General features: G+C 68.8%; 18 protein-coding genes. 11 read left to right on the forward strand and 7 right to left on the reverse strand.

What is annotated here, in order from left to right:
* Positions 1-127 precede the first annotated feature (127 nt).
* Positions 128-2,044 (forward strand): ATP-dependent zinc metalloprotease FtsH, encoded by a 1,917-nt coding sequence (gene ftsH, locus OF380_RS19170; protein ID WP_264046763.1) that lies wholly within the window; start codon positions 128-130, stop codon positions 2,042-2,044.
* Between the two features lie 248 nt (positions 2,045-2,292).
* Positions 2,293-3,636 (forward strand): phosphoglucosamine mutase, encoded by a 1,344-nt coding sequence (gene glmM / locus OF380_RS19175; RefSeq protein ID WP_264046765.1) that lies wholly within the window; start codon positions 2,293-2,295, stop codon positions 3,634-3,636.
* Between the two features lie 36 nt (positions 3,637-3,672).
* On the opposite strand, the gene OF380_RS19180 is transcribed toward glmM, so the two are convergent.
* On the reverse strand, positions 3,673-3,999 hold the full coding sequence (locus OF380_RS19180) for an MmcQ/YjbR family DNA-binding protein (protein ID WP_264046767.1): 327 nt from the start codon (positions 3,997-3,999) through the stop codon (positions 3,673-3,675).
* Between the two features lie 268 nt (positions 4,000-4,267).
* Between OF380_RS19180 and OF380_RS19185 the strand changes: the two genes are divergently transcribed.
* The 4 genes from OF380_RS19185 to OF380_RS19200 all read left to right on the forward strand — a co-directional run bounded on the left by OF380_RS19185 (position 4,268) and on the right by OF380_RS19200 (position 7,769).
* Complete coding sequence (locus tag OF380_RS19185) at positions 4,268-5,137, forward strand: outer membrane protein (protein WP_264046769.1); 870 nt, start codon at positions 4,268-4,270, stop codon at positions 5,135-5,137.
* A 271-nt stretch (positions 5,138-5,408) separates the two neighbouring features.
* A complete protein-coding gene (locus OF380_RS19190) occupies positions 5,409-6,266 on the forward strand; it encodes an outer membrane protein (RefSeq protein WP_264046771.1) in 858 nt (285 codons plus the stop codon).
* Between the two features lie 222 nt (positions 6,267-6,488).
* Positions 6,489-7,418 carry an outer membrane protein gene (locus OF380_RS19195; RefSeq protein ID WP_264046773.1) on the forward strand — a complete coding sequence of 310 codons (930 nt, stop codon included), beginning with the start codon at positions 6,489-6,491 and terminating at the stop codon, positions 7,416-7,418.
* Positions 7,419-7,499: 81 nt separating this feature from the next.
* Complete coding sequence (locus OF380_RS19200) at positions 7,500-7,769, forward strand: hypothetical protein (RefSeq protein WP_264046775.1); 270 nt, start codon at positions 7,500-7,502, stop codon at positions 7,767-7,769.
* A gap of 6 nt (positions 7,770-7,775) precedes the next feature.
* Here OF380_RS19200 and OF380_RS19205 read toward each other — a convergent pair whose 3' ends face one another.
* A complete protein-coding gene (locus OF380_RS19205) occupies positions 7,776-8,324 on the reverse strand; it encodes an HNH endonuclease (RefSeq protein WP_264046777.1) in 549 nt (182 codons plus the stop codon).
* Between the two features lie 558 nt (positions 8,325-8,882).
* Between OF380_RS19205 and OF380_RS19210 the strand changes: the two genes are divergently transcribed.
* Positions 8,883-11,591 carry a DUF3772 domain-containing protein gene (locus tag OF380_RS19210; protein ID WP_264046780.1) on the forward strand — a complete coding sequence of 903 codons (2,709 nt, stop codon included), beginning with the start codon at positions 8,883-8,885 and terminating at the stop codon, positions 11,589-11,591.
* A gap of 20 nt (positions 11,592-11,611) precedes the next feature.
* The gene (locus OF380_RS19215) at positions 11,612-12,124 is read left to right on the forward strand and encodes a CAP domain-containing protein (protein WP_404810481.1); all 513 of its coding nucleotides are present in this window, start codon (positions 11,612-11,614) and stop codon (positions 12,122-12,124) included.
* Between the two features lie 103 nt (positions 12,125-12,227).
* On the opposite strand, the gene OF380_RS19220 is transcribed toward OF380_RS19215, so the two are convergent.
* From OF380_RS19220 to OF380_RS19230, 3 genes are all read right to left on the reverse strand, one after another.
* Entirely contained in the window at positions 12,228-13,916 is a 1,689-nt protein-coding gene (locus OF380_RS19220) for a methyl-accepting chemotaxis protein (RefSeq protein WP_404810622.1), read from the reverse strand.
* A 290-nt stretch (positions 13,917-14,206) separates the two neighbouring features.
* On the reverse strand, positions 14,207-15,040 hold the full coding sequence (locus OF380_RS19225; protein ID WP_264046784.1) for an OmpA/MotB family protein: 834 nt from the start codon (positions 15,038-15,040) through the stop codon (positions 14,207-14,209).
* A gap of 33 nt (positions 15,041-15,073) precedes the next feature.
* Entirely contained in the window at positions 15,074-15,847 is a 774-nt protein-coding gene (locus tag OF380_RS19230) for a motility protein A (protein ID WP_264046786.1), read from the reverse strand.
* A 242-nt stretch (positions 15,848-16,089) separates the two neighbouring features.
* Here OF380_RS19230 and OF380_RS19235 point away from each other — a divergent pair, with 242 nt between their 5' ends.
* Positions 16,090-17,865, forward strand: a complete 1,776-nt coding sequence (locus OF380_RS19235; RefSeq protein ID WP_264046789.1) for a glucan ABC transporter ATP-binding protein/ permease — start codon at positions 16,090-16,092, stop codon at positions 17,863-17,865.
* Between the two features lie 270 nt (positions 17,866-18,135).
* Here OF380_RS19235 and OF380_RS19240 read toward each other — a convergent pair whose 3' ends face one another.
* Both OF380_RS19240 and OF380_RS19245 read right to left on the reverse strand, forming a co-directional pair.
* The gene (locus OF380_RS19240; protein ID WP_264046791.1) at positions 18,136-18,960 is read right to left on the reverse strand and encodes a transglutaminase-like domain-containing protein; all 825 of its coding nucleotides are present in this window, start codon (positions 18,958-18,960) and stop codon (positions 18,136-18,138) included.
* 123 nt (positions 18,961-19,083) lie between these two features.
* Complete coding sequence (locus OF380_RS19245) at positions 19,084-19,968, reverse strand: YihY/virulence factor BrkB family protein (protein WP_264046792.1); 885 nt, start codon at positions 19,966-19,968, stop codon at positions 19,084-19,086.
* Positions 19,969-20,106: 138 nt separating this feature from the next.
* Between OF380_RS19245 and OF380_RS19250 the strand changes: the two genes are divergently transcribed.
* Positions 20,107-20,979 carry a DMT family transporter gene (locus tag OF380_RS19250; protein ID WP_264046794.1) on the forward strand — a complete coding sequence of 291 codons (873 nt, stop codon included), beginning with the start codon at positions 20,107-20,109 and terminating at the stop codon, positions 20,977-20,979.
* A gap of 192 nt (positions 20,980-21,171) precedes the next feature.
* Positions 21,172-22,854, forward strand: coding sequence for an acyl-CoA dehydrogenase family protein (locus tag OF380_RS19255; RefSeq protein ID WP_264046797.1), 1,683 nt, complete (start codon positions 21,172-21,174; stop codon positions 22,852-22,854).
* Positions 22,855-22,910: the final 56 nt, after the last annotated feature.

Below are 22,910 nucleotides of genomic sequence, written 5' to 3' on the forward strand. Positions count from 1 at the left end.
CAGGGAGGTGCACGACCCTGCGCATCGACTTGGCAAGGGGTGACACGCTGCCTACATTGGACGGGAGCGTCAGGATTGACCCGCCCCATTTCGTGTCGCGGGCCCCGGCGCCTCCAGGGATTGATCGATGAACCCGAATTTCCGCAATTTCGCCTTGTGGGTCGTCATCTTCCTGCTCGTGCTCGCCCTCGTGACCCTGTTCCAGAACCCGGGTCATCGCGGTGGCGGCTCCGAGATCGCCTACAGCCAGCTCCTGAACGATGCCGATTCCGGCAAGATCCAGGCGGTGGTGATCTCCGGGCAGGACGTCAGCGGCACCTATGTCGGCGGCGGCAACTTCACCTCCTACGCGCCCAACGACCCGAGCCTCGTGTCGAAGCTCCAGGGCAAGGGCGTGCAGATCACCGCGCGTCCGCCTTCGGACAACACACCGTGGTTCATCCAGTTGCTCGTGAGCTGGCTGCCCATCCTGGTCTTCATCGGCGCCTGGATCTTCCTGTCCCGCCAGATGCAGTCCGGTGCGGGCCGCGCCATGGGCTTCGGCAAGTCGAAGGCCAAGCTGCTCACCGAGGCGTCCGGCCGCGTGAGCTTCGATGACGTCGCGGGCGTAGAGGAGGCCAAGGAGGACCTGCAGGAGATCGTCGAGTTCCTGCGCGACCCGCAGAAGTTCCAGCGCCTCGGCGGTCGCATCCCGCGTGGCGTGCTTCTCGTCGGCCCCCCCGGCACGGGTAAGACCCTCATCGCCCGTGCGGTGGCGGGCGAGGCGAATGTGCCGTTCTTCACCATCTCGGGTTCGGACTTCGTCGAGATGTTCGTCGGCGTCGGCGCCAGCCGCGTCCGCGACATGTTCGAGCAGGCCAAGAAGAACGCTCCCTGCATCATCTTCATCGATGAGATCGACGCGGTCGGCCGCCATCGCGGCGCCGGCCTCGGCGGCGGCAACGACGAGCGCGAGCAGACGCTCAACCAGCTCCTCGTGGAGATGGACGGCTTCGAGGCCAACGAGGGCGTGATCATCATCGCCGCCACCAACCGACCTGACGTGCTCGACCCCGCCCTCCTGCGTCCGGGCCGCTTCGACCGTCAGATCATGGTGCCGAACCCCGACGTCGTCGGCCGCGAGCGCATCCTGCGCGTCCACGTCCGCAAGGTGCCGCTGGCGCCGGACGTCGACCTGAAGGTCATCGCGCGCGGTACTCCGGGCTTCTCCGGCGCCGACCTCATGAACTTGGTGAACGAATCCGCTCTTCTCGCAGCGCGTCGCGGTAAGCGCATCGTCACGATGCACGAGTTCGAGGACGCCAAGGACAAGGTGATGATGGGCGCCGAGCGGCGTACCCTGGTCATGACCGAGGACGAGAAGCGGCTCACCGCCTATCACGAGGGCGGCCACGCCATCGTTGCCTTCAACGTGCCGGCCACCGATCCCGTCCACAAGGCAACGATCATCCCGCGCGGCCGGGCTCTCGGCATGGTCATGCAGTTGCCCGAGCGCGACAAGCTCTCGATGTCCTACGAGCAGATGACCTCGCGCCTCGCGATCATGATGGGCGGCCGCATCGCCGAAGAGATGACCTTCGGCGCCGACAAGGTCACGTCGGGTGCGCAGTCCGATATCGAGCAGGCCACACGCCTCGCCCGCATGATGGTGACCCGCTGGGGCTTCTCGCCCGAGCTCGGCACCGTCGCCTACGGCGAGAACAACGACGAGGTCTTCCTCGGCATGTCGATGGGTCGTCAGCAGACGATCTCGGAGGCGACCGCCCAGAAGATCGACGCCGAGGTGCGCCGTCTCGTGGAGACCGGCCTCGAGGAGGCGCGCCGTATCCTCGGTGAGCACAAGGACGACCTCGAGGCGCTGGCGCAGGGACTGCTCGAGTACGAGACCCTGTCGGGTGACGAGATCCGCAACCTGATCGCCGGAAAGCCGCCGATCCGCGATGCGGGTGACGGACCGACCACCCTGCGCGGCTCCTCGGTGCCCTCGGCCGGTCGCGGCCGCCCCCGTGGCAGTGACGGCCTGGAGCCGCAGCCCCAGGCCTGAGACCGGCTGACCGCCGCAATCGACCCATGACGATCGCGAGCCCGCCCTCAGGCGGGCTCGTTCGTATCAAGGCTCCGGTAACGCTGTAGCGGCGTCCCGCCCGGCGCCGCGGGTCCGGGAAACCGGATCTTCAGTCCGCCGGATCACAGTGCTCCGAAAACCTCAGCCCCGAGGGTGACGGTGAAGATCGTGTCCCGAGGCGGACTCGGCTTCCCTACACCGCGAACAGAAGACGGGACGCGAAGACCATGTCGCGCAAGTATTTCGGCACGGACGGCATCCGGGGACGGGCCAACGGCGTCATCACGCCCGAACTCGCCCTCAAGGTGGGTCAGGCGGCCGGCCTGGTGTTCCAGCGCGGCGACCATCGCCACCGCGTCGTCATCGGCAAGGACACCCGGCTGTCCGGCTACATGATCGAGACCGCGCTGATCGCCGGATTCACCTCGGTCGGCATGGACGTACTGCAACTCGGCCCCATGCCGACGCCGGCGGTCGCGATGCTGACGCGGTCCATGCGCGCCGATATCGGCGTGATGATCTCGGCCTCGCACAACCCCTTCGAGGATAACGGGATCAAGCTGTTCGGCCCCGATGGCTTCAAGCTGAACGACGATGTCGAGCGCGAGATCGAATCGCTGATCGACGGCGAGTTGCACCGGCGTCTCGCGGGCTCGCGCGACCTCGGGCGCGCCAAGCGCATCGAAAGCGTGCATGCCCGCTACATCGAGTTCGCCAAGCGCTCCCTGCCGCGCAACGTCACCCTCGACGGCCTGCGCATCGTGGTCGATTGCGCCAACGGCGCCGCCTACCGGGTGGCGCCCGAGACCCTGTGGGAACTCGGTGCCGAGGTGATCGCCATCGGCGTCGAGCCGGACGGCTTCAACATCAACCGCGATGTCGGCTCCACGGCGCCGGCGGCGCTGGCCGCCAAGGTCCGGGAACTCCGCGCCGATATCGGCATCGCGCTCGACGGTGACGCCGACCGCGTCCTCATCGTGGACGAGAAGGGCCAGTCGGTGGACGGCGACCAGTTGATGGCCGTCATCGCCCGCTCCTGGAAGGAGGACGACCGTCTGACCCAGCCCGGACTGGTGGCGACGATCATGTCCAATCTCGGCCTGGAGCGTTACCTCGGTGGGCTCGGGCTCACCCTCGCCCGCACGGCGGTGGGCGACCGCTACGTGCTGGAGCACATGCGCGAGCATGGCTACAACCTCGGCGGCGAGCAATCCGGCCACATCATCATGTCCGATTACGCCACCACGGGGGACGGCCTCGTGGCGGCCCTGCAGCTCCTCAGCGTGGTCAAGCGCCAGGAACGGCCGGTGAGCGAGGTCTGCCACAGCTTCGAGCCGCTGCCGCAGATCCTGAAGAACGTGCGCTACCGCTCCGGCGAGCCGCTGCGGGCCGATTCCGTGGTCACCGCCATTGCCCATGCCCGCGAGCGTCTCGGCAATGCCGGACGCCTCGTGATCCGGCCCTCGGGCACCGAAACGGTGATCCGGGTGATGGCCGAGGGTGACGATCGCCGCCTCGTGTCGGAGGTCGTGGACGATGTCGTGGATGCCGTCACCCGCGCGGCCGCCTGAGGCGCTCGGACCGAAGCAGATCGGACCCAAGCCAAATCAGATCCGGTCATAGGCCGCCGCCGCCACGCCGCGCCAAGCTGCGAGGAGGGCGGCCGCCAGGGTGTCCTCTCCGGCATCCCACAGGTCGAGGCTGGTCCAGCCGCGTCGGCCCCAGGCGCCCTCCACCGCACGGAACAGGTCCGGCTCGGCCTCGCAGGAGGCCGCCTGCTGCGCCGGGGTGAGGCGCAGGACGACCCGCTCCTCATCCACCCACAGGGTCGCGAAGATTCGCCCGCCGACCCGGAAGTCGGGATGGCCGTTATGGGCACCCTCCAGAACTTCCGGCAAGGCATGGGCAAGGCGGCGGACATCGTCGGGTTTCATGGACCGGATGCTAGACGTATCGGGGCCCACGTCCATGCGGCGTCCTCTTTGACCCGGCTGAAGTCTCACGTCGTCACGGGCAGATCCTGGGAGCGACCGCGTTCGACTGGCCCGTTCGCTCGCGAGGTCGAGCGACTGCATGCGGGTCAACGATCCGGCAAGGATAAGATTTAACGTTAAACCGGACTTAACCCTTCCCGTCGAAGATGCCTTGGTCATCCCGCCGGCGTTTCGCGCTTCCGGCACACGGTCGATTGAAGGACATCCGATGCGCCGCTCCAAGCTTTCTGCCTTGGCGCGCTCGATCACGCTCATTGTGAGCGTGGCAGCGCCCTGCCTCGCCCAAGCGGCGGATCTCCTGCCTCCGCTTCCCCCCGAGCCGCTGCCCCCTCCGGTCGAGATCGGCGGAGGCTGGTACCTGCGTGGCGATGTCGGCGTCGGCGCGACCAGCGTGGGCGGGCTCACGACCACCGTCCTGAAGGGGTCGCTGCCCGACGGCTACCGCTACGATCAGAAGGCGATCGAGGACCAGTTCTTCGCCGGCGGCGGCGTCGGCTACCAGTTCGGCTCCTACTTCCACGGTGACATCACCGCCGAGTACCGGGGCGGCGGCAAGCTCACCTTCCAGGACAGCTTCGGCGCCGAATGCCGCGAGTCGGGCTGCCGCTGGGTCAATGCCTATAACGGCAATCTCTCCTCGGTGGTCGTGATGGCCAACGGCTACTTCGATCTCGGCACCTGGTACGGCGTGACGCCCTTCGTCGGCGGCGGCGTCGGTTCCGCGTTCCACCAGCTCAGCGGCTTCAACGACCAGGGCTTCGGCAACGCGGCCGGCGGTTACGGCTTCGCCCGCGACAAGCATTCCCAGACCCTGGCCTGGGCCGCGATGGCGGGCCTGTCCTACAGCGTGACGCCGAACCTGAAGCTCGAACTCGGCTATCGCTACCTCAATCTCGGCGACGTCCGCTCGGGGGTCGTCAACTGCGTGAACCAGGATTGCGGCGGCGCGACCTACAAGATCAAGGAGGTCACCTCCCACGATGTCCGGATCGGCATGCGCTGGCTGCTCGGCGGCGTCGCCGCGCTGCCCGCCGTGGCCGAGTACTCGGAGCCCGCACCCCTCGTGCGCAAGTACTGATCCGCGACCCGGCACGGCCGGGTCGTCACGCGACACCAATCATCGAAGTCAGGGCGTGGACCGAGGTCCGCGCCCTCGCTGTTTTAGTCCCGTCCTTTGGACGGGAGGCCTGAATAGGCGAGAGAAGCGGCCCGATTCACCTCCGAAGGGCAATCCGGCGTTAGGCTTAATCCGTCCCTAAGCTTTCCGATGCAGGATCTGCAGGTGGGTGCCGCGCACAGATCCCGGCAGCGGGTGGTGCCCCCTCTGCCTTGCTGCACACGAGGACGTCATGGCCGCTTCACGATTCCGCACCATCACGGTCCTCGGGCTGCTCGGCACGGGGCTGAGCCTGGCCGGGGCCGCACAGGCGGCCGATCTCTTGCCACCCCCGCCTCCGCCACCCGCCGCGCCGGTCGCAATCGGGGAGGGCTGGTACCTTCGGGTCGATGCCACGGTCAGCGACTATGCGCGCCCGCGCGACGCCACCCTGCCGCCCAGCGACGGCACGATCCTGAACCCGCTCAGCCGCATGAACCTCGACACGGTGCCGGGCTATGGCGGCGGCATCGGATACCGGATCACCCCCTGGCTGCGCCTCGACGCCACCATCGATCAGCGCCTGGGCTCCCGCTACAGAGCCTATTCCTCGGGCTCGGGCTTCACCACCGGCTACAATGTCGAGGCGGGCGAGCTCGATGTGCTGACCGGCCTCGTGACCGTCTATGCGGATCTCGGAACCTGGTGGGGACTGACACCCTATCTCGGCGCCGGCATCGGCTTCGCCGACAAGGGTTTCGGCAAGGCCTACACCCAGACGACCTGCACGATCGCGTTCTGCGACGGCAATCCCGGCACGGGCCTGCGCGACCGTGTCAGCCGTCCGAGTCGCTCGGTCACCTCCCTCGCCTGGGCGCTGACCGGCGGTGTGGCGTACGATCTCGGCCATGGCCTCAGCCTCGACACGAGCTACCGCTACGTCGACCTCGGCCGCGCCAAGACGGGGCAGGATGCCTTCGGCTACGATTCGCGCCTGAAGGACCTCGCCTCGCACGAGGTCCGGGTCGGCCTGCGCTACAGCTTCGCGGGTGTCTCCGGTCCGATGGCCGGCCTCTCGGTGCCGAGCTGGAACCGGAACCCTTACGAGTAGGGAACGGCCGAACCGGCCGGCACCGCCGTCGCCTTCCTGTCCGAGAGAATGACCGATGCGCGGCCCCCGGCCGCGCATCATGCCGTTCGCGGGAGCCCCCTGGTCCCCCATGGGAACTACTCCGTTCGAGTGATGGCAACCGACCGTTAAGGTTACCCAAGTAGAACCAGGGAAGAGGCCCAGCATCTAGACCGTCGCGCTGACGCCCTGAGGACGACACCGATGCGTACCGCAACCCTCGCACTCCTGACCGGCTTCACCCTCGGTGTCATCGCTCCCGCTCAGGCGGCCGATCTCGATTACGGCGTGCTGCGTGGTTCGGATTACGAGCCCGAGGTGGCGGCGATCGACTGGAACGGCATCTATTTCGGTGGGCATGGCGGTTATACGTCGGCATCGCTGAACCAGAACAACGTGTTTCAGCAGCTGCTCGCCCGTGAATTCTTCATGCGCGACATCGAAAGCCAGTTCAACGTTTCAAGTTATCTGACCACACCCTCGGCGCGGATCGGTGGAGCGAGCTACGGCGCGTTTGCGGGCTTCAACTATCAGTTCGACGAAGCGGTGGTGGGCATCGAAGTGGATTACACCCGCTTCGACCGCGAAGGCAGGGCCACCAACGACATCAGCCGCATCATGACGACGTCAGGAGGCATGTCCGAAGTCGTCAGCCTTGCTGGAATCTCCGCAACGAAGATCGAGGATTATGGAACGATCCGCGTCCGCGGCGGCTGGGCCTTCGATCGGTTTCTTCCCTTCGTGACGGCCGGTCTCGCGATCGGTCGCGCCGAAATCACCGATTCGGTCGCAGTTCAGAACTACGGCTACAATGCCCAAACCTACGCCGCCAACCTGACAGCGACGACGCCCGCCTACGTCACCCGTCACGGCTACGCGAGCTTCAATCCCGCCTATCCGGGGCCCAGGTCGTCCCCGAACGGCGAGGTCCAGACTGTGCCAGCCTCGCCCGAACTCATCAGCAAACGCGTCGTCAAGACCGTCGGCGGCCTGGCCCTGGGCGCAGGTCTGGAATTCGCGGTGACCGAGAACATCCTCCTGCGCGGCGAGTATCAGTACGTCCAATTCAACGATTTCGACGGGCACAAGGTGAACCTGAACACCGTGCGGGGTGGCGCGGCCCTGAAGTTCTGAGCGCGGCGTTAAGAGCCCGCTTGCACTTCGGCGCCAAGACTGCCTCGGCGCAGTGCGAGAACCAAGGTCCGGAGTCCGTCGATGCTTCGTCTCATTTTCCTGGGTAGCGTAGCCCTGGCCGCCGGTGCGGCTCAGGCGGGCGGCGAACCCGGCGCCTATGGGCGTGCGCGCGCCCTTCCGCCCGAGATCCCCTATCGAGATCCAGCCTATATTCCGCCGCCGCCAATCCGGCCTATCGCTCTGGTGCGAGTACCGGTCGCGCCGGTGTTCGTGGCGCCGACCTTCATCGCGCCGCGCTCCCTCGCCCTGCCGCTCTACAACGAGCCGCCGCCGCGCTTTCCCACGCCCTGACCCGCCTCAGTTCTCCAGCTCGGTGTCCCAGTAGAGATAGTCGAGCCAGGTGTGGTGATACTCGCGGTGGTCGAATTCCGGCTGGCGGCGGTGCAGTTCGTGCCGCGTCGGCCGGTGCGGCTCGTGGAGAAGCGGCATGTCGGCCTCGGCCGGGGTGCGGTTGGCCTTGCGCAGGTTGCAGGGCGAACAGGCCGCGACCACGTTCTCCCAGCTCGACTGGCCGCCGCGCGAGCGGGGCACCACGTGGTCGAAGGTCAGGCCGCCGGACGGCAGGCGCAGGCCGCAATACTGACAGGAGAAGGTGTCGCGCAGGTAGATGTTGTAGCGCGTGAAGGCCGGGCTGCGCGCCAGCGTCACGTAGCTCTTCAGGGCGACCACGCTCGGGACGCGCAGGGACCGGGAGGGGGAGCGCGCCTCGACGTCGTAGCTGGCCACCAGGGTGACGCGGTCGAGGAACAGCGCAGTGAAGGCGTCCTTCCAGGACCAGAGTGAGAGCGGATTGTAGGAGAGCGGCCGGTAATCCGCATTCAGGACGAGCGTTTGGAGATCCAGCATCGGCGCTACCCTCTCGACGGGTCGACGAAGGGACAACGCGCGGGAATCGGCCGGCGCATCGTCCCAGGTTGGTGGAAGATCAGAAATCTCCGCATCCCGGGGCGTCGGCGCGCGCGGCGGGAGGGGAGGGAGACCGGAGTTCCCGAACGGCGGAGCGCAGGGGAGCCGGGGAATGGCCAAAAGCCGTCGCATCGGGCGAAAACGCCCGGTTCGTGGCGACGCTCAACGGCGCGGAGGGTCGTCGCCACCTCCTCGCACGGGAACGAAAAGGCCAGATCCATCGGGACTTAGTCTAATATCACCATGACAGGCTTGTGAAGGCGTCGCCGACCTGCGCGAGGTCGCACCCACAGGACGCGCCGCGCAACCCTCGATCATCGAAACGGCCGCTCCGTCAGCCTTTCGCCCCATTGCTCGGCGAAGGGGCGGGCCCCGGCCGCTCCCCGCCCGCCGGCTCGCGTCGGGTTCGCCCCCGTTCGAGCGGGGCATGCGGGTTGCCAGTGGCCAGGGGAGGCGCGTCGAGGCGCCAGGACCGCGCGGCGGCACGAAAGGATCATCATGGGCGATCTCCCGAGAGGCTGGATTCGCAGAGGGCTGAGCCGGGGAGGCCGGCCGACCGGCCGCATCCGGACGACGGTGGTGATCGCCGCCTGGCTCGGCGCTCTCGTTCTGGCGCCCGCGGGCGCGATCGGGCAGGCGGCCCCTGCCGCCCCGGCCCACCCCGCCACGGCCAAGCCCGCGCCGGCCGCGCCCGCACCTGCGCCAACCCCGGCGGATGGGCCGAAGCCCGCCGCCAAACCACCGGCCCCCAAGCCCGTGGTCTCCGAGCAGATCCAGAACGTCCGCGACCAGCTCGACGCGGTGAAGGCCGACCTGGAGCAGCGCGAGAAGCTGGTCACGGGCCCGAATGTCGGGGCCGGAGACCTGACCCGCGCCCGCGAGGGCATCGAGGCCATCGCCGACAAGATCCGCCACGTCATCGACATCACCACGCCGCGCCTGGACGCCGCCCGCGAGCGCCTGACCCAGCTCGGCCCGAAGCCGAAGGAGGGCGAGGAGGGCGAGGACGTGGCGCGCGAGCGCACGGAGCGCGAGCACGCGGTGGCCGAGATCGACGAGACGCAGCGGCTGGCCCGCTCGCTCCTCGTGCAGAGCGAGCAGATCATCGACCAGGTCTCGAACCGCCGCCGCGCGGCATTCACGCGCGGCCTGTTCGAGCGCTCCACCGCCCTCGTGAATCCCGATCTGTGGATGCGGATCGCCGCCGACATCCCGCGCGACCTGCGCGCGCTGCAGAGCGCGGTGGAGGACACGGTCGCCCTGTTCGGCCGCAACGGCACGCTGGGCAACCTCCTGCTGCTCGGGGCCGCCTTCGGCATCTCGATCGCCCTGTATTTCGGCCGTCGCAACATCGCGCCCCGCCTGGGGCGGCGGGATGCCAAGGCCGTCGCCCCCACGCAGCGCAAGAAGCTGCTGGCGGCCTGGCGCGTGCTCCTGCTCGGGACCGTCCCGGCCCTCATCGGTAGCTACGCGGTCTACTACGCCCTCGACGCCACCGACCTCCTGCCGCTGCGGCTCCTGCCGGTGGCCGGGGCCATCCTGGGCGGTCTCGCCTTCATCGCCTTCATCGAAGCGCTGGCCGACGCGCTGCTCTCGCCCGGCAAGCCCTCCTGGCGGGTGGCGACCATGGACGATACCGCGGCCGCGCGGGTGACGCGGCTGGCCGTGGGCATCGCCATCGTCATCACGGTGATCAAGTCGATCGAGGCCCTGAACTCCGGCATCTCGGCCGCGCTGCCGGTCTCCATCGCCACGCGGGGCATCGGGGCCATCGCCACGGCCCTCATCCTCGCCGTCGGCCTGCATCGCTTCGCCGACACGGCGGAGAAGGAGGAAGCCTGCTTCGGCCCCTACGTGGCGCCGGAGGCCACCACGGGCATCGGCGGTCCGGCCCGGCTGCTCGGCTGGGCGGCGGCGGTGGTGATCGCCGTCGCGCCGTTCACCGGCTACGTCGCCTTCTCGGCCTTCGTCATCGACCAGCTGATCTGGACGGCGGGCCTCTTCGTGCTGCTGTTCCTGCTGATCACCAGCGCCGACACCTTCATCGGCGGGACGCTGGGCGACGACACCAAGATCGCCACCGCGCTCCAGGCCAATACGGGCCTGCGCAAGCGCTCGATCAACCAGATCGCGGTGCTGGCGACCGGCCTCGCCCGCGTGGTCCTCGTCCTCGTCGCCGCCCTGCTGGCGCTCGCACCCTGGGGCCTCGATTCCACGGACGTGTTCAGCTCCGTGCGCACCGCCTTCTTCGGCTTCAAGGTCGGGGACGTCACGATCTCGCTCTCCACCATCGCGCTGGCCATCGGCCTGCTGATGATCGGCATCGCGATCACGCGGGCGGTCCAGCGCTGGCTCGAACAGACCTACCTGCCGGCCACCGACCTCGATGCGGGCCTGCGCAACTCGATCTCCACCATCGCGGGCTATATCGGCTTCCTGCTCACCCTGGCGCTCGCCTTCTCGTATCTGGGCTTGAGCCTGGAGAAGCTCACCATCGTGGCCGGCGCCCTCTCGGTCGGTATCGGTTTCGGCCTGCAATCCATCGTCAACAACTTCGTCTCCGGCCTCCTGCTGCTCTGGGAGCGCCCGATCCGGGTCGGCGACCAGGTGCTGATCGGCGACAGCGAGGGCATCGTGAAGCGCATCTCGGTGCGCTCCACCGAGATCCAGACCTTCGACCGCTCGGCGGTGATCGTCCCGAACTCGAACCTGATCTCGGGCATCGTGAAGAACCGGGTGCGGGGCGACCGGACCGGCCGGGTCACCATCACGGTCAGCGTCCTGCGCAACCAGGACCCGGTCCATGCGGCCGAGCTGCTGGTGAGCTGCGCGCAGGCCCATGCGGACGTGCTCAAGGAGCCCGCGCCCCGCGTGGTGTTCCGCAAGATCGGCGACCCGTTCCTCGAGTTCGAGCTGATCGTGATGATCGTCGATGTCAATTTGAGCCTGAAAGTGCAGAACGATTTGAACTTTGCGGTCTTCCGGACCTTGTCTGGGGCCGGAATGATCCCGGACCTCGGCCCGGGCTCCAGCGTGGTGACGGTGCAGGGCCTGGATTCCTTCCAGAACGCGGTCGGCCAGATCGCGAGCGCGTTCACGCTGCCGCAACGTTCGGAGGCGCAGACCGCGTCCGCGAGCGGCGAGCGGGTCGAGGAGGCCGAGCCGATGCGTTCCGCGGAGGCGGCGCGCCGGCGCGCCGGGGTCTGAGGACGGAACAGGAGTCGGGTGTGGCGCGGAATCTGGGAACGGGACGCGGGTTCGGCATCGGTCTGGCCGCGCTGGCGACCCTGCAGGTCGGGGCCTGCGCGCGGCCGGAGCCGGTCGATGCCGGCCTTCCGACCCTGTACTGGTCGATGACGAGCCAGGGCGCGCAGGTCGATGCGAACACCGCCCGCGACATGATCTCGGCCTATCGCGCCCGCAGCGGCCTACCGCCCCTGCGCCTCGACCCGGATCTGCAGAAGCTCGCGGAGGCCGAGGCCGCCGCCATGGCCAATGCCGATCGCCCGAGCCGGGCCCAGACGGTCAAGAACGCCGTGGAGCGCCTCGGCTTCGCGGAGCCCGAGGCCAACCTCTCGGCGGGCTATCATACCCTTGCCGAAGCCTTCTCGGGCTGGCGGGACAGCCCCGCCCACAACGCCACCCTGCTGGCGCCCCGGGGCCAGCGCATGGGCATCGCCACGGCCTATGCCCCGGGCTCGAAGTACAAGGTCTACTGGGCGCTCCTCGTGGCGCAGTAGCACCGTCGCCCGAGCCGGCTTCGCTTCGGTCGGTCCCGTCGCGGTCCGGCATCGGGACGCCGGATCAGGCCCGGCGCGGCGCCGGACCTGTCGACAGGTCCGCTCAGGCCGCGCGGACGGTGGCGAGGAAGCGACGGATCTCGCCGTCGAGATGCTCGCTCTGGCGCGACAGGCCGGAGGCGGCCTCGAGGACTTGGCCCGCAGCCGTTCCCGTGGTCGCGGCGGCACTCGCCACCCCGGTGATGCTGGTCGTGACCATATCCGTACCACGAGCCGCCTGGGCGACGTTGCGGACGATCTCCTGAGTCGCCGCGCCCTGCTCCTCCACCGCCGCCGCGATCGTGGTGGTGACCATGCTCATCTCGCCGACCTGCGCCACGATGCCCTCGATGGCCGAGGCTGCCTCACCGGTGGACGCCTGGATCTCGCTGATCTGCCGCGCGATCTCCTCGGTGGCCCGCGCCGTCTGGCTCGCGAGTTCCTTGACCTCGGTGGCGACCACCGCGAAGCCGCGCCCCGCCTCGCCGGCCCGCGCCGCCTCGATCGTCGCGTTGAGGGCCAGCAGGTTGGTCTGCCCGGCGATGCTGGAGATCAGGCCGACGACCTCGCCGATCTTGGCCGCACTTCGGGAGAGGGCCTGAACCAGGACCGTGGTGTCGGCGGCCCGGGCCGCCGCGCGATTGGCGAGCTGGGCCGAACCATCAACCTGACGCCCGATCTCGGACACCGAAGAGCCGAGTTCCTCGGCGGCCGAGGCCACCATGGTGACGTTGGTGGCGGCCTCCTCGGCCGCGGCGGCGACATGCGTCGACTGGCTGCTCGTCTCGGTCGCGGTGGTGCTCATGACCTGCGCGGTCGTCTGCAGTTCGGTCGCGGACGCCGCCACGGCCGTGACGATGTCGCCGACCGCGCGCTCGAAGCCGTCGGCGAGTTCGCGCATCGCGGCCTGGCGCTGCACCTCGATGCTGGCGCGGGCGCGTTCGCCCTGGACCTCCAGTTCGGCGGTGCGGATGAGGTTGTCCTTGAACACCCCCACCGCGGCCGCCATGGCCCCGACCTCGTCGCGGCGCCCGGCGCCCGGGACTGGCAGGGTGACATCGCCGGCCGCGAGGCGCGCCATCATCGCGGTCATGGCCCGGATCGGCCGCGCGATTCCGAGGTGGAGCAGCACCAGCCCGAGGACGGAGACGAGGAGGGTGACGCCGAGTCCGACCCAGTTGGCGAAGCGTGACGCGTGGTTCGCCGACGCCGCCGCGTCCCTGCGCACGCCGAGGAGGGACGCCTCGTCCGCCACGATCTCCGCCGCCTTGGCGCGAAGGGCATCCATCGCGGCCTTGCCGACCCCCGAGGCTTCGAGGCGGCGCGCCTCGTCCTGCGTCCCCGCGTTCCCCATCAGGCGGATCTCCTTCTCCGCCACGCCGTCCTGCCATTGCCGGGCGAAGCCCTCCAGGGCCTGCAGCCGCTCCTGCTGGCGGGGATTGTCCGCGGTCAGCCGGCGAACGGTCTCGAGCGCGGTCTGGAAGGCTTTTCGTCCGCCGGTATAGGGCGCCAGGAACGCCGGATCGCCCGAGACGAGATACCCGCGCACGCCGGTCTCCTGATCGACCATGGTGGCCGTGACCCGACCCATCTCTCCGAGCACCTCGTAGGTGTGCTGCGTCCAGGTGTCGGCTTCACCGATCGCCGACAGGTTGCGCAGGGAAATGACCGAGACGCTGGCCGTCGTGAGGAGAATGACCGCCAGGGTTATTCCAATCTTCGCGGCGATCTTCAGGTTCGTGATCCGGGACAACATAGGCGTTGCTTTCGTGCGGCTATGAACAAGAGTCGGACCCGTGGTCTCGCAGCGAAACGGATCCGGCAGAGCGCCACACTAACGAAGCAGCCGATAAACATTTGTTACAAATCCAGGCAGGCGAGCCGTCCGGAAGAGAGACGACGGGAATCGCTGACCGCACAGGGTCGGGCCAGGCGGGAGGCAGGGTCGCCTCGCCATCGGCCGGGGCTGACGCCCGGCCTGCTCTCCCACCGGTCCGCAATCGTGTTGCGGCCGTCGGCCTCGGGCCCTCCTGGCAGCCCCGATCAGGGAAAGTTCTTCATGCGCGGGGTCGCGGCGGTCTCGTTGAGGAGTGTCACCGTCACCCGGCGGTTCGCCGACAGGTAGGGATTGTCCGGGAACATCGGCTCGGTGTCGGCCTTACCGGCGACGGAGGCGAAGCGGTCGTCGGGGACGCCGCTGCCGGCCAGGATCTCCCGCACGCTGATCGCCCGATTCGCCGAGAGTTCCCAGGGCGGGGCAGGGGGGCGCGTGCCTGGCCGGTCGGTGGCCGTGTAGCCCGTGATGGCGATGCGGTTGGGCAGCTTGCGCAAGGTGGGCGCCAGGCGTTCCAGCAGGCGGCGCGTGCGGTCGTTGGGGCGGCTCGAGCCGTCGGGGAACATCGAGGCGCCGTCCTGGTCCACGAGGGACAGGTCGACCCCACGCTGCGAGGGCGTGACGATGATGTTCTTCGAGAGTTCGGCGACCTCCGGCATGTCCTGCATGGCCTGGCGCAGGCTCGCGGCCGCAAGGCCGGCGCCCTCCGGATGTCCCCGGTCCGGCATGCCTTCGTCGGAGATGCCCTCGACGTTGGGCGGCGTGGTGTGGTCGGAGGAGAGTTCCGGAGGAATGTCGCGCCGGTACTTCACCTTGTCGGCGTGGGGGAGCCCGTCCTTCTCGATGATGCCGGCGAAGCGCGACTCCTTGTTCACGCCGAAGGCGTCGCGCATGGAGCCGGCCACCGCCTGCATCTTCTTCTGATCCTGCGTGGAATAGGCGGCGATCATGACGAAGAAGCTCATGAGCAGCGCCATCAGGTCGGCGAAGGTCACGAACCAGCCGTGGCCGCCATGCGCGCCGCCGCGCTTCTTCTTAGCCACGGGCGTTGCCGCGGGTGCTGCGGGCGCGCACCATCACGCCGGCTCGGCCGCGAGCTCGTCGCGGTGATTGTGCGGCAGGTAGGCGATGAGCATCTCGCGCACGAGGGACGAGCTCTTCGCGTCGCGAATCAGCAGGATGCCGTCGATGATCAGCGAGCGGGAGACGTCCTCCTCCTCCAGCTTCACGTGCAGCTTGTCGGCCAGCGGAAGGGTGATCATGTTGGCGATCAGCGCGCCGTAGAGGGTGGCGAGGAGCGCGGTGGCCATGGCGGGGCCGAGCTTCGAGGGGTCGGACATGTTGGCGAACATCGTCACCATGCCGAGGATCGTCCCGATCATGCCCCAGGCGGGCGCGCAGTCGCCGAAGGCGCGGTAGATCTTCGAGCCCTCGTCGAGGTGCATCAGGAAGTTGTCGCGGTCGCGCTCCATCGTGTCGCGGATGAACTCGCGGTCGTAGCCGTCGGCGATGTAGCGTGCGCCCTGGGCCAGGAACGGATCGGAGATCTCCATGTTCTCCAGCGCCATCGGGCCGGACTTGCGGACCACGTCGGCGATCTTGGTGATCTCCTCGATGAGGTCGCGCGGCTTGATGGCGCGCATCGAGAAGGCGTAGCGCAGGCCCATCGGCAGCCCGTGCATCATCGTCGAGAACGGGAAGCGCATCATCGTGGCGGCGGTGGCGCCGCCGAAGATCACGATCACCGCGTGCTTGTCGAAGTAGGCGGCAAAGTTGCCGCCATCGATCATGATGAGCGTGAAGACCACGCCGAAGCCGCCGACAAGGCCGATACCGGTTGCGAGATCCATGGTCACCCGAAGCCTGTGCGGCGGCCCGCAGGCCGCGTCGGCGCCGCGAGACGAGGCGCCGTCCCCACGTTTACGGATTCAGGTTGAACGAACCGTAAAAACCCTGGCCAAACCCTGTCGGTTCGGGTCATGCCCCGTTCAGGGAGCGCCCGACATAAGGCACGGCACGCCAAGGGCTTGATCGCCCTGGTTCGGCGGCACGGGTTTGGCGGCTTTCGAGCCGGCACGGAGCACACGGGATCATGTCGTTGGTTCGTCTTTACGCGCGAGTCATGGGCCTTCTGGGCGCCGACCGTCGCCTCGCGGCGGTGCTGGCGGTCGCCAATGTGGCGCTGGCGGTGGCGGCGTTCGCCGAACCGCTGCTGATGGGCCGCATCATCGACAAGCTCACGCACCTGAACCGCGACGGCAACGCCTTCGCGACGCTGGCGCCGCTGATCGGCGCCTGGGTGGCCTTCGGCCTGTTCACCATCGCGGCGGGCGTCACCATCGCGCTCCATGCCGACCGGCTGGCCCACCGCAACCGCCTCGCCGCCATGGCGAACTATTTCGAGCACGTGCTCGAGCTGCCCCTCGCCTTCCACTCCTCGAACCATTCCGGCCGCGTCCTGAAGGCGATGCTGGAAGGCTCGAACGGCATGTTCTGGCTCTGGCTCGGCTTCTTCCGCGACCACTTCGTGGCCTTCGTGTCGCTGATCGTGCTCCTGCCCATGACCCTGTTCGTGAACTGGCAGCTCGGCTCGATCCTCGTGGTGCTCGTGCTCGCCTTCACGGCGCTCACCACCATGGTCATGCGCCGCACCGAGACCCTGCAGGGCCGGGTCGAGGCCTACCAGTCGGGTCTGGCCGAGCACGCCTCGGATGCCCTCGGCAACGTCGCGGTCATCCAGTCCTTCACCCGCGCCAAGGCGGAGAAGGAGGCGATGCACGACATCATCCGCAACCTGCTCGCCGCGCAGATCCCGGTCCTGTCCTGGTGGGCGCTCGCCAACGTCGCCACCCGCGCCTCCGCGACCCTGACCATGACGGCGATCTTCATCACCGGCATCGCGCTGCACCAGCACGGTCAGGCCAGCGTCGGCGAAGTCGTGGCCTTCATGAGCCTGGCCACCATGCTGGTCTCGCGCCTCGATCAGGTCGCCACCTGCATCAATGGCCTGTTCCAGCAGATGCCCAAGATCGCCGAGTACTTCGAGATCCTCGACACCACGCCGGCCGTCCACGACCGTCCGGGCGCCAAGCAGGTCGCGCGCTTCGACGGCGAGGTCACGTTCGAGGGCGTCGGCTTCTCCTACACCCCGCGCCGCAAGGCCCTGGAGGAGGTGTCCTTCACCGCCCAGTCGGGGCAGACCATCGCGCTCGTGGGCACCACGGGATCCGGCAAGTCGACCACCCTCGGCCTGCTGCACCGGGCCTTCGACCCCGATCACGGCGCCATCCGCATCGACGGCACCGACATCCGCGACATCGGCCTCTCCAGCCTGCGCCACAACATCGGCGTGGTCTTCCAGGAGCCGATGCTGTTCGCCCGCTCGATCCGTGAGAACCTGCAGGTGGGCCGTCCGGACGCGACCGATGCCGAGATGCTCGATGCGCTGGAGCGGGCACAGGCCACCGAGTTCATGGCCCGTCAGGCGGACGGCCTCGACACGGTGATCGGCGAGCGCGGCCGCTCCCTCTCCGGCGGCGAGCGCCAGCGCCTCTCCATCGCCCGGGCCCTGCTCAAGAATCCGCCGGTGCTGATCCTCGACGAGGCGACTTCCGCCCTCGACGCCACCACCGAGCGCAAGCTCCAGGGCGCACTCGAAGCGGTGATGGAGGGCCGTACCACCTTCGTGATCGCCCACCGCCTCGCGACGATCCGCAACGCCGACCGCATCCTCGTCTTCCACGAGGGCCGGATCGTGGAGTCGGGCAGCTTCGACGAACTCGTCGCGGAGAACGGCCGCTTCGCCGACCTCGCCCGGGCCCAGTTCATGGCCGCCCAGGAGCCCGAAGACATGGCCCTGGCGGCCTGACCCGGCCGCCAGGAACACTGTTCGAGAGGGCCCTTCCGGACCAAGTCCGGGAGGGTTTTTCTTTGTGTCAGGAGGAGCTTACAGCGGTGTTCGGATGAGTTGGTCCAAGCTCGCCGAGGTGCCCCACACCTGTCCCTCTTCCCTACGCAGGAAAGGGAAGAACGCGTGGCGAGACGAGGCCGGCCAGGGAATCCGCGACCGCCGGAGGGAAACCGTCCCGCCGCGTCGAGCGAGTTCGGATCGGCCCGAGCGTCGGAGCGAGACCGGCGGTCAGTCCTCGACGGGCGGCGCCGCCGCGTCCTCCGCCCAGACCCGGAACTTCGTGAGCCGGTTCGCCCCGAAGGTGTGCGTCAGGGGCACGTCCGCCGCATCCCGTCCGCGCGCCACGAGGATGCGTCCCCGGCGCGGCGCGTTGTTGCGCGGATCGAACACGTGCCAGGCCCCGCCGAGATAGACCTCGGTCCAGGCCGCGAAGTCGCCGGGGGCGTGCGGCTCGGGCTCGCCGATGAAGCTGAGATATCCGGTGCAGTAGCGGGTCGGGATGTTGAGGGCCCGGCAGAAGGCCACGAACAGGTGCGCGTAGTCGCGGCAGACGCCGCGCCGGCTCGCGAAGGCATCGGCGGCGGTGCGGTCCACATGGGCGTAGCCGTAGCCGAAGGCGATGTGCGCGTGGACGTAGTCGCAGACCGCCTGCACCCGTGACCAGCCGGGCTCCAGGTCGCCGAACAGGGCCCAGGCCTCGCCCGAGAGCAGGTCGGACTCGCAGTAGCGGCTCGCCACGAGGAAGGGCAGGGCCTCCTCGGGCAGGTCCTCGACCCGATGCTCCTCCGCCTCCGGCACCACGGGATCGAGGGCGCCGTCATCCTCGATTTCCGCCCGGACGCTGAGGGTCAGGCCGCCGGCGGGAGCCACGAAGCGGACGGTCCGGTTGCCGAAGACGTCCCGGAAGGTGCGCACGGGCAGGGGCGGATCGAGGGTCAGCACGTCCGGCGGAACCGCCGCGAGCCCCTTGACCGGATAGGAATTCAGGCGGGCGATCAGGGGCGTCGGCTGCGGGAACTCGTAGCCCATCTCGCAACCGAACCTGATCCGCATCGAATGTCCCCCGGGCCGCAGCGACGCCTGCCCCTCACTGCCCGTGGCCGAACCGGGACACTAGGCCGTGCAGGTCACAGGCGGATGTCATCGCGAGCGCTGCGCGCAGATGAAGCAGCCGGCTCAGAGCCCGCGAGCCCGTGCCTGCCGTTCCTGCATCCGCGCCTGGAGCCGCACCCGGCGCGCTGCAATGACGGTGCCATTGATCTCGCCGCCGAACAGGAACATGGCCGCGAGCCAGTACAGGAAGACGAGGAACACCATCGCAGTGGCCAACCCGCCATAGGTTGAGGCGTAGGCGTTGGAGAATCGGTCGAGGTAGTAGCCGAATCCGAGCCCGGCCAGGAACCAGAGCAGCAGGGTCACGGCGATGCCCGGCACCACCGACATCACCGAGCGGCGCCCCGTGGCGACGAACTTGTGGGCGATGATGAGGACGCTGAGCAGCAGGAAGGCGGTGATGCTGATCCGGCCGATGGCCACCGTCAGGCTCAGGGGCTCCAGGCCCGGCGCCACGTTGATGATCTTGCGCCAGATCAGGGGGCCCAGAACCACCAGGAGCGCGAAGGCCAGCATCGCGAAGGCGCCGCAGACGACGTAGCCGATGGATTCCAGCCGCGTCAGCCACCAGGGCCGCGCCTCGCGCAGGCCGTAGGCCCGGTTGAGCCCCACCCGCAGGCTCTCGACCCCCGAGGACGAGAAATACAGGGCCAGCACCGCGCCGATGGTGAGCACGCCCCCGCGCTGCTCGGTGAGCACCCGGTGCATCTCGGCGACGATCGGCTTGGCGACCTCGCGGGGCCAGGCATCGAAGATGAGGACGCCCGCCTCGTCGGCGAGCGACTTCGTCCCGAACAGGCCGGCGAGGGCCGCGAGCAGGATGAGGAAGGGGAACAGGGCGGTGAGGGTCGAGAGCGCGATGTGGCTGGCGATGGCCCAGCCGTCATGGGCGACGAAGCGTTGCGCGGCGACGCCCGCGATCTCGAAGGGTTTGCGAAGGCGGCTCACGGGGCGGGGGCGTATCCTCGAAATGTCGGGGCGGGGCGTCTTCTAAACGCAACGCGCGCCGTTCGCGCAACGGGTCGCGTGCGGATGTAGCCCGATCCGCTTGAATTCGCGGAGTCGCCGTGCTGCCTGCGCGCCATCATGCCTCCGCACGCTTCGGCCCTCATTCCCGGCCTCTTCGTCCTGATCTGGGCGACCGGCTTCGTCGCGGCCCGCTTCGTGGCGCCCCATGCCGAGGCCCTGACCTTCGTGGCGCTGCGCGTCGTCGGCGTCGCGCTCGTGCTGGCAGCCCTCGCGCGGGGGCTCGGGGCGCGCTGGCCCCGCGACCGTTCCGGCTGGTTCCATGCGGGCATCGCCGGCGTCCTGATGCAGGGCGTCTACGTCATCGGCGTGTTCTGGTCGGTCCAGAACGGCCTGCCCGCCGGCATCGCGGCCCTGGTCGGCAGCCTGCAACCCCTCCTCACCGCGATGCTGGCGGGGCCGGTCCTCGGCGAGCCCGTCAGCCGGCGGCGCTGGCTCGGCATCGCCGCCGGTTTCTCCGGTGCGCTCCTCGTCCTGGCCCCGAAGGTCGGGGCCTCGGGCTCCGCCGGCATCCCGGTCCCCGCGCTCGCGGCCTGCCTCGCCGCCATGGTCGCGATGACGGGCGGGACGCTCTGGCAGAAGGGCCGCGGCGGCGGCGGGGATCTCCTCAGCAACGCCACCATCCAGTTCATCGGGGCGGCCGGCCTCGCCGTGCCGGCGGCCCTGCTGTTCGGGACGGGGCGCTTCGACGCGTCGACGCCGCTCTGGCTCGGGCTGGCCTGGTCGATCCTGATCAACTCGGTGGCCGGCATCCTGCTGCTCCTCGCCCTGATCCGGCGCGGGGCGGTGGCGGGCGTCGCCGCGCTCCTCTTCCTGGTGCCGCCGGTCTCCGCCCTGATGGCCTACGCCCTCTTCGGCGAGACCCTCGAACCGGTGCAGATGGGCGGCATGCTCCTGGCGGCCCTGGGCGTGCTGATCGCCCATCGCGGGTGATTTTTTTCTTTGTCCGGACACTCAATAAAATTCATCACCCCCCGGGAAACGCAGAACAATCACGATTTTTTCCGTTCCTGCATCATGCATTCAAGCAGGATTATGCCGCGATGCGGCGAGACGCCTCTACAGTGTCGGCAAACCTGCCTATAATGACCGGCAAAGCGCTTCATCTCACACAGCGAGCTTGCCATGTCCGCCTCACCCGTCGTCACGACCGAACCGCAGGACCTCCTGTCCCTGGCCCGCGACGCGGCCGAGGCCGTCAAGGGCCTCGTGGCGGAGGCGACCCGGCGGGTGCGCGCCACCGTCCTGTCCGACGAGGGCAAGATCTCGGCCGAGAAGATGGAGCTCCAGCAGCACGCCACCCACGGGCTGGCCTGGATCGCCACCTACGCCGAGGGCGTGCGCGAACTCGGCGCCTACGCGCAGCGCCTGACGGAAGCCGGCGAATTCGGCGAGACCGAGAGCCTGCTCGTGCGGATCGGGCTGGGCGAGTACCTCGACCAGATGTTCTCGGGCATCCCCATGAGCCAGGGCGAGATGGTACGCCCCACGGGCTCCCTCGGCCTCGCCGCCCGCGAGATCGCGAAGTTCCGCAGCGCGGCCGTCGAGACCCTGATCGCCGAGGGCAACACCCCCGAGAACCGCGCGGCCCTCGTCGCCCGCATCCGCGACAACGGCGGCTCGGCCACCATCGGCAAGTCGGGCCTCGACGAGGACATGGAGGCGATCCGCTCCGAGATGCGCCGCTTCGGCCTCGCCGAGGTCGTGCCGCACGCCCACGAATGGCACAGCCAGAACGCCTACATCCCGATGGAGATCGTCACCAAGATGGCCGAGCTCGGCGTCTTCGGCCTGACGATTCCCGAGGAGTACGGCGGCATGGGGCTGCCGAAGATCTCCATGTGCGTGGTCTCGGAGGAGCTGTCCCGCGCCTATATCGGCGTCGGCTCGCTCGGCACCCGCTCGGAGATCGCCGCCGAACTCATCCTGTGCGGCGGTACCGAGGAGCAGAAGCACCGCTTCCTGCCCGGCATCGCCTCCGGCGACACGCTCCCCACCGCCGTGTTCACCGAGCCGAACACCGGCTCCGATCTGGCGAGCCTGCGCACCAAGGCGGTCAAGGACGGCGAGGTCTGGAAGATCTCGGGCAACAAGACCTGGATCACGCACCCCGTGCGCGCCGACATCATGACCTGCCTCGTGCGCACCAAGCCCGAGGAGAAGGGCCACAAGGGCCTGTCGCTCCTCATCGCCGAGAAGCCGCGCGGCACCGATGCCGAGCCCTTCCCGGTGGCCGGCCTCTCGGGGGGCGAGATCCACGTGCTCGGCTATCGCGGCATGAAGGAATACGAGCTCGCCTTCGACAATTTCGAGGTGCCGGCGGCCAACCTGCTCGGCGAGGTCGAGGGCAAGGGCTTCACCCAGCTCATGCAGACGTTCGAGTCCGCCCGCATCCAGACGGCGGCCCGCGCCATCGGCGTGGCGCAGAACGCCCTCGACCTCGGCCTGCGCTACGCCGAGGAGCGGGTGCAGTTCGGCAAGGCGCTGATCAACTTCCCGCGTGTGGCCGACAAGATCGCCATGATGGCGGTGGAGATCAACATCGCCCGCCAGCTCACCTACTTCTCCGCCCGCGAGAAGGACGAGGGCAAGCGCTGCGACCTCGAGGCCGGCATGGCCAAGCTGCTGGGCGCCCGCGTCGCCTGGGCGGCGGCCGACAACGCCCTGCAGATCCACGGCGGCAACGGCTTCGCACTGGAATACGCGGTCAGCCGCGTGCTCTGCGACGCCCGCATCCTCTCGATCTTCGAGGGTGCCGCCGAGATCCAGGCACAGGTCATCGCCCGCCGCCTGCTCGAAGCCGCCTGAGGGGCTTTCGCCGGTCGCGAAACCGCCCGCGAAACATCAGAACGCCGGGGCGATCC

The sequence above is a fragment of the Methylobacterium sp. FF17 genome (assembly GCF_025813715.1).
In the GTDB taxonomy this organism is placed as follows: Bacteria; Pseudomonadota; Alphaproteobacteria; order Rhizobiales; family Beijerinckiaceae; genus Methylobacterium; species Methylobacterium flocculans.

Excerpts from the sequence above, each read along its gene's own strand:
- ftsH (WP_264046763.1), top strand. The coding sequence starts at position 128 with ATGAACCCGAATTTCCGCAATTTCGCCTTGTGGGTCGTCATCTTCCTG.
- glmM (WP_264046765.1), top strand. The coding sequence starts at position 2,293 with ATGTCGCGCAAGTATTTCGGCACGGACGGCATCCGGGGACGGGCCAAC.
- OF380_RS19180 (WP_264046767.1), bottom strand. The coding sequence starts at position 3,999 with ATGAAACCCGACGATGTCCGCCGCCTTGCCCATGCCTTGCCGGAAGTT.
- OF380_RS19185 (WP_264046769.1), top strand. The coding sequence starts at position 4,268 with ATGCGCCGCTCCAAGCTTTCTGCCTTGGCGCGCTCGATCACGCTCATT.
- OF380_RS19190 (WP_264046771.1), top strand. The coding sequence starts at position 5,409 with ATGGCCGCTTCACGATTCCGCACCATCACGGTCCTCGGGCTGCTCGGC.
- OF380_RS19195 (WP_264046773.1), top strand. The coding sequence starts at position 6,489 with ATGCGTACCGCAACCCTCGCACTCCTGACCGGCTTCACCCTCGGTGTC.
- OF380_RS19200 (WP_264046775.1), top strand. The coding sequence starts at position 7,500 with ATGCTTCGTCTCATTTTCCTGGGTAGCGTAGCCCTGGCCGCCGGTGCG.
- OF380_RS19205 (WP_264046777.1), bottom strand. The coding sequence starts at position 8,324 with ATGCTGGATCTCCAAACGCTCGTCCTGAATGCGGATTACCGGCCGCTC.
- OF380_RS19210 (WP_264046780.1), top strand. The coding sequence starts at position 8,883 with ATGGGCGATCTCCCGAGAGGCTGGATTCGCAGAGGGCTGAGCCGGGGA.
- OF380_RS19230 (WP_264046786.1), bottom strand. The coding sequence starts at position 15,847 with ATGGATCTCGCAACCGGTATCGGCCTTGTCGGCGGCTTCGGCGTGGTC.
- OF380_RS19235 (WP_264046789.1), top strand. The coding sequence starts at position 16,090 with ATGTCGTTGGTTCGTCTTTACGCGCGAGTCATGGGCCTTCTGGGCGCC.
- OF380_RS19240 (WP_264046791.1), bottom strand. The coding sequence starts at position 18,960 with ATGCGGATCAGGTTCGGTTGCGAGATGGGCTACGAGTTCCCGCAGCCG.
- OF380_RS19250 (WP_264046794.1), top strand. The coding sequence starts at position 20,107 with ATGCCTCCGCACGCTTCGGCCCTCATTCCCGGCCTCTTCGTCCTGATC.
- OF380_RS19255 (WP_264046797.1), top strand. The coding sequence starts at position 21,172 with ATGTCCGCCTCACCCGTCGTCACGACCGAACCGCAGGACCTCCTGTCC.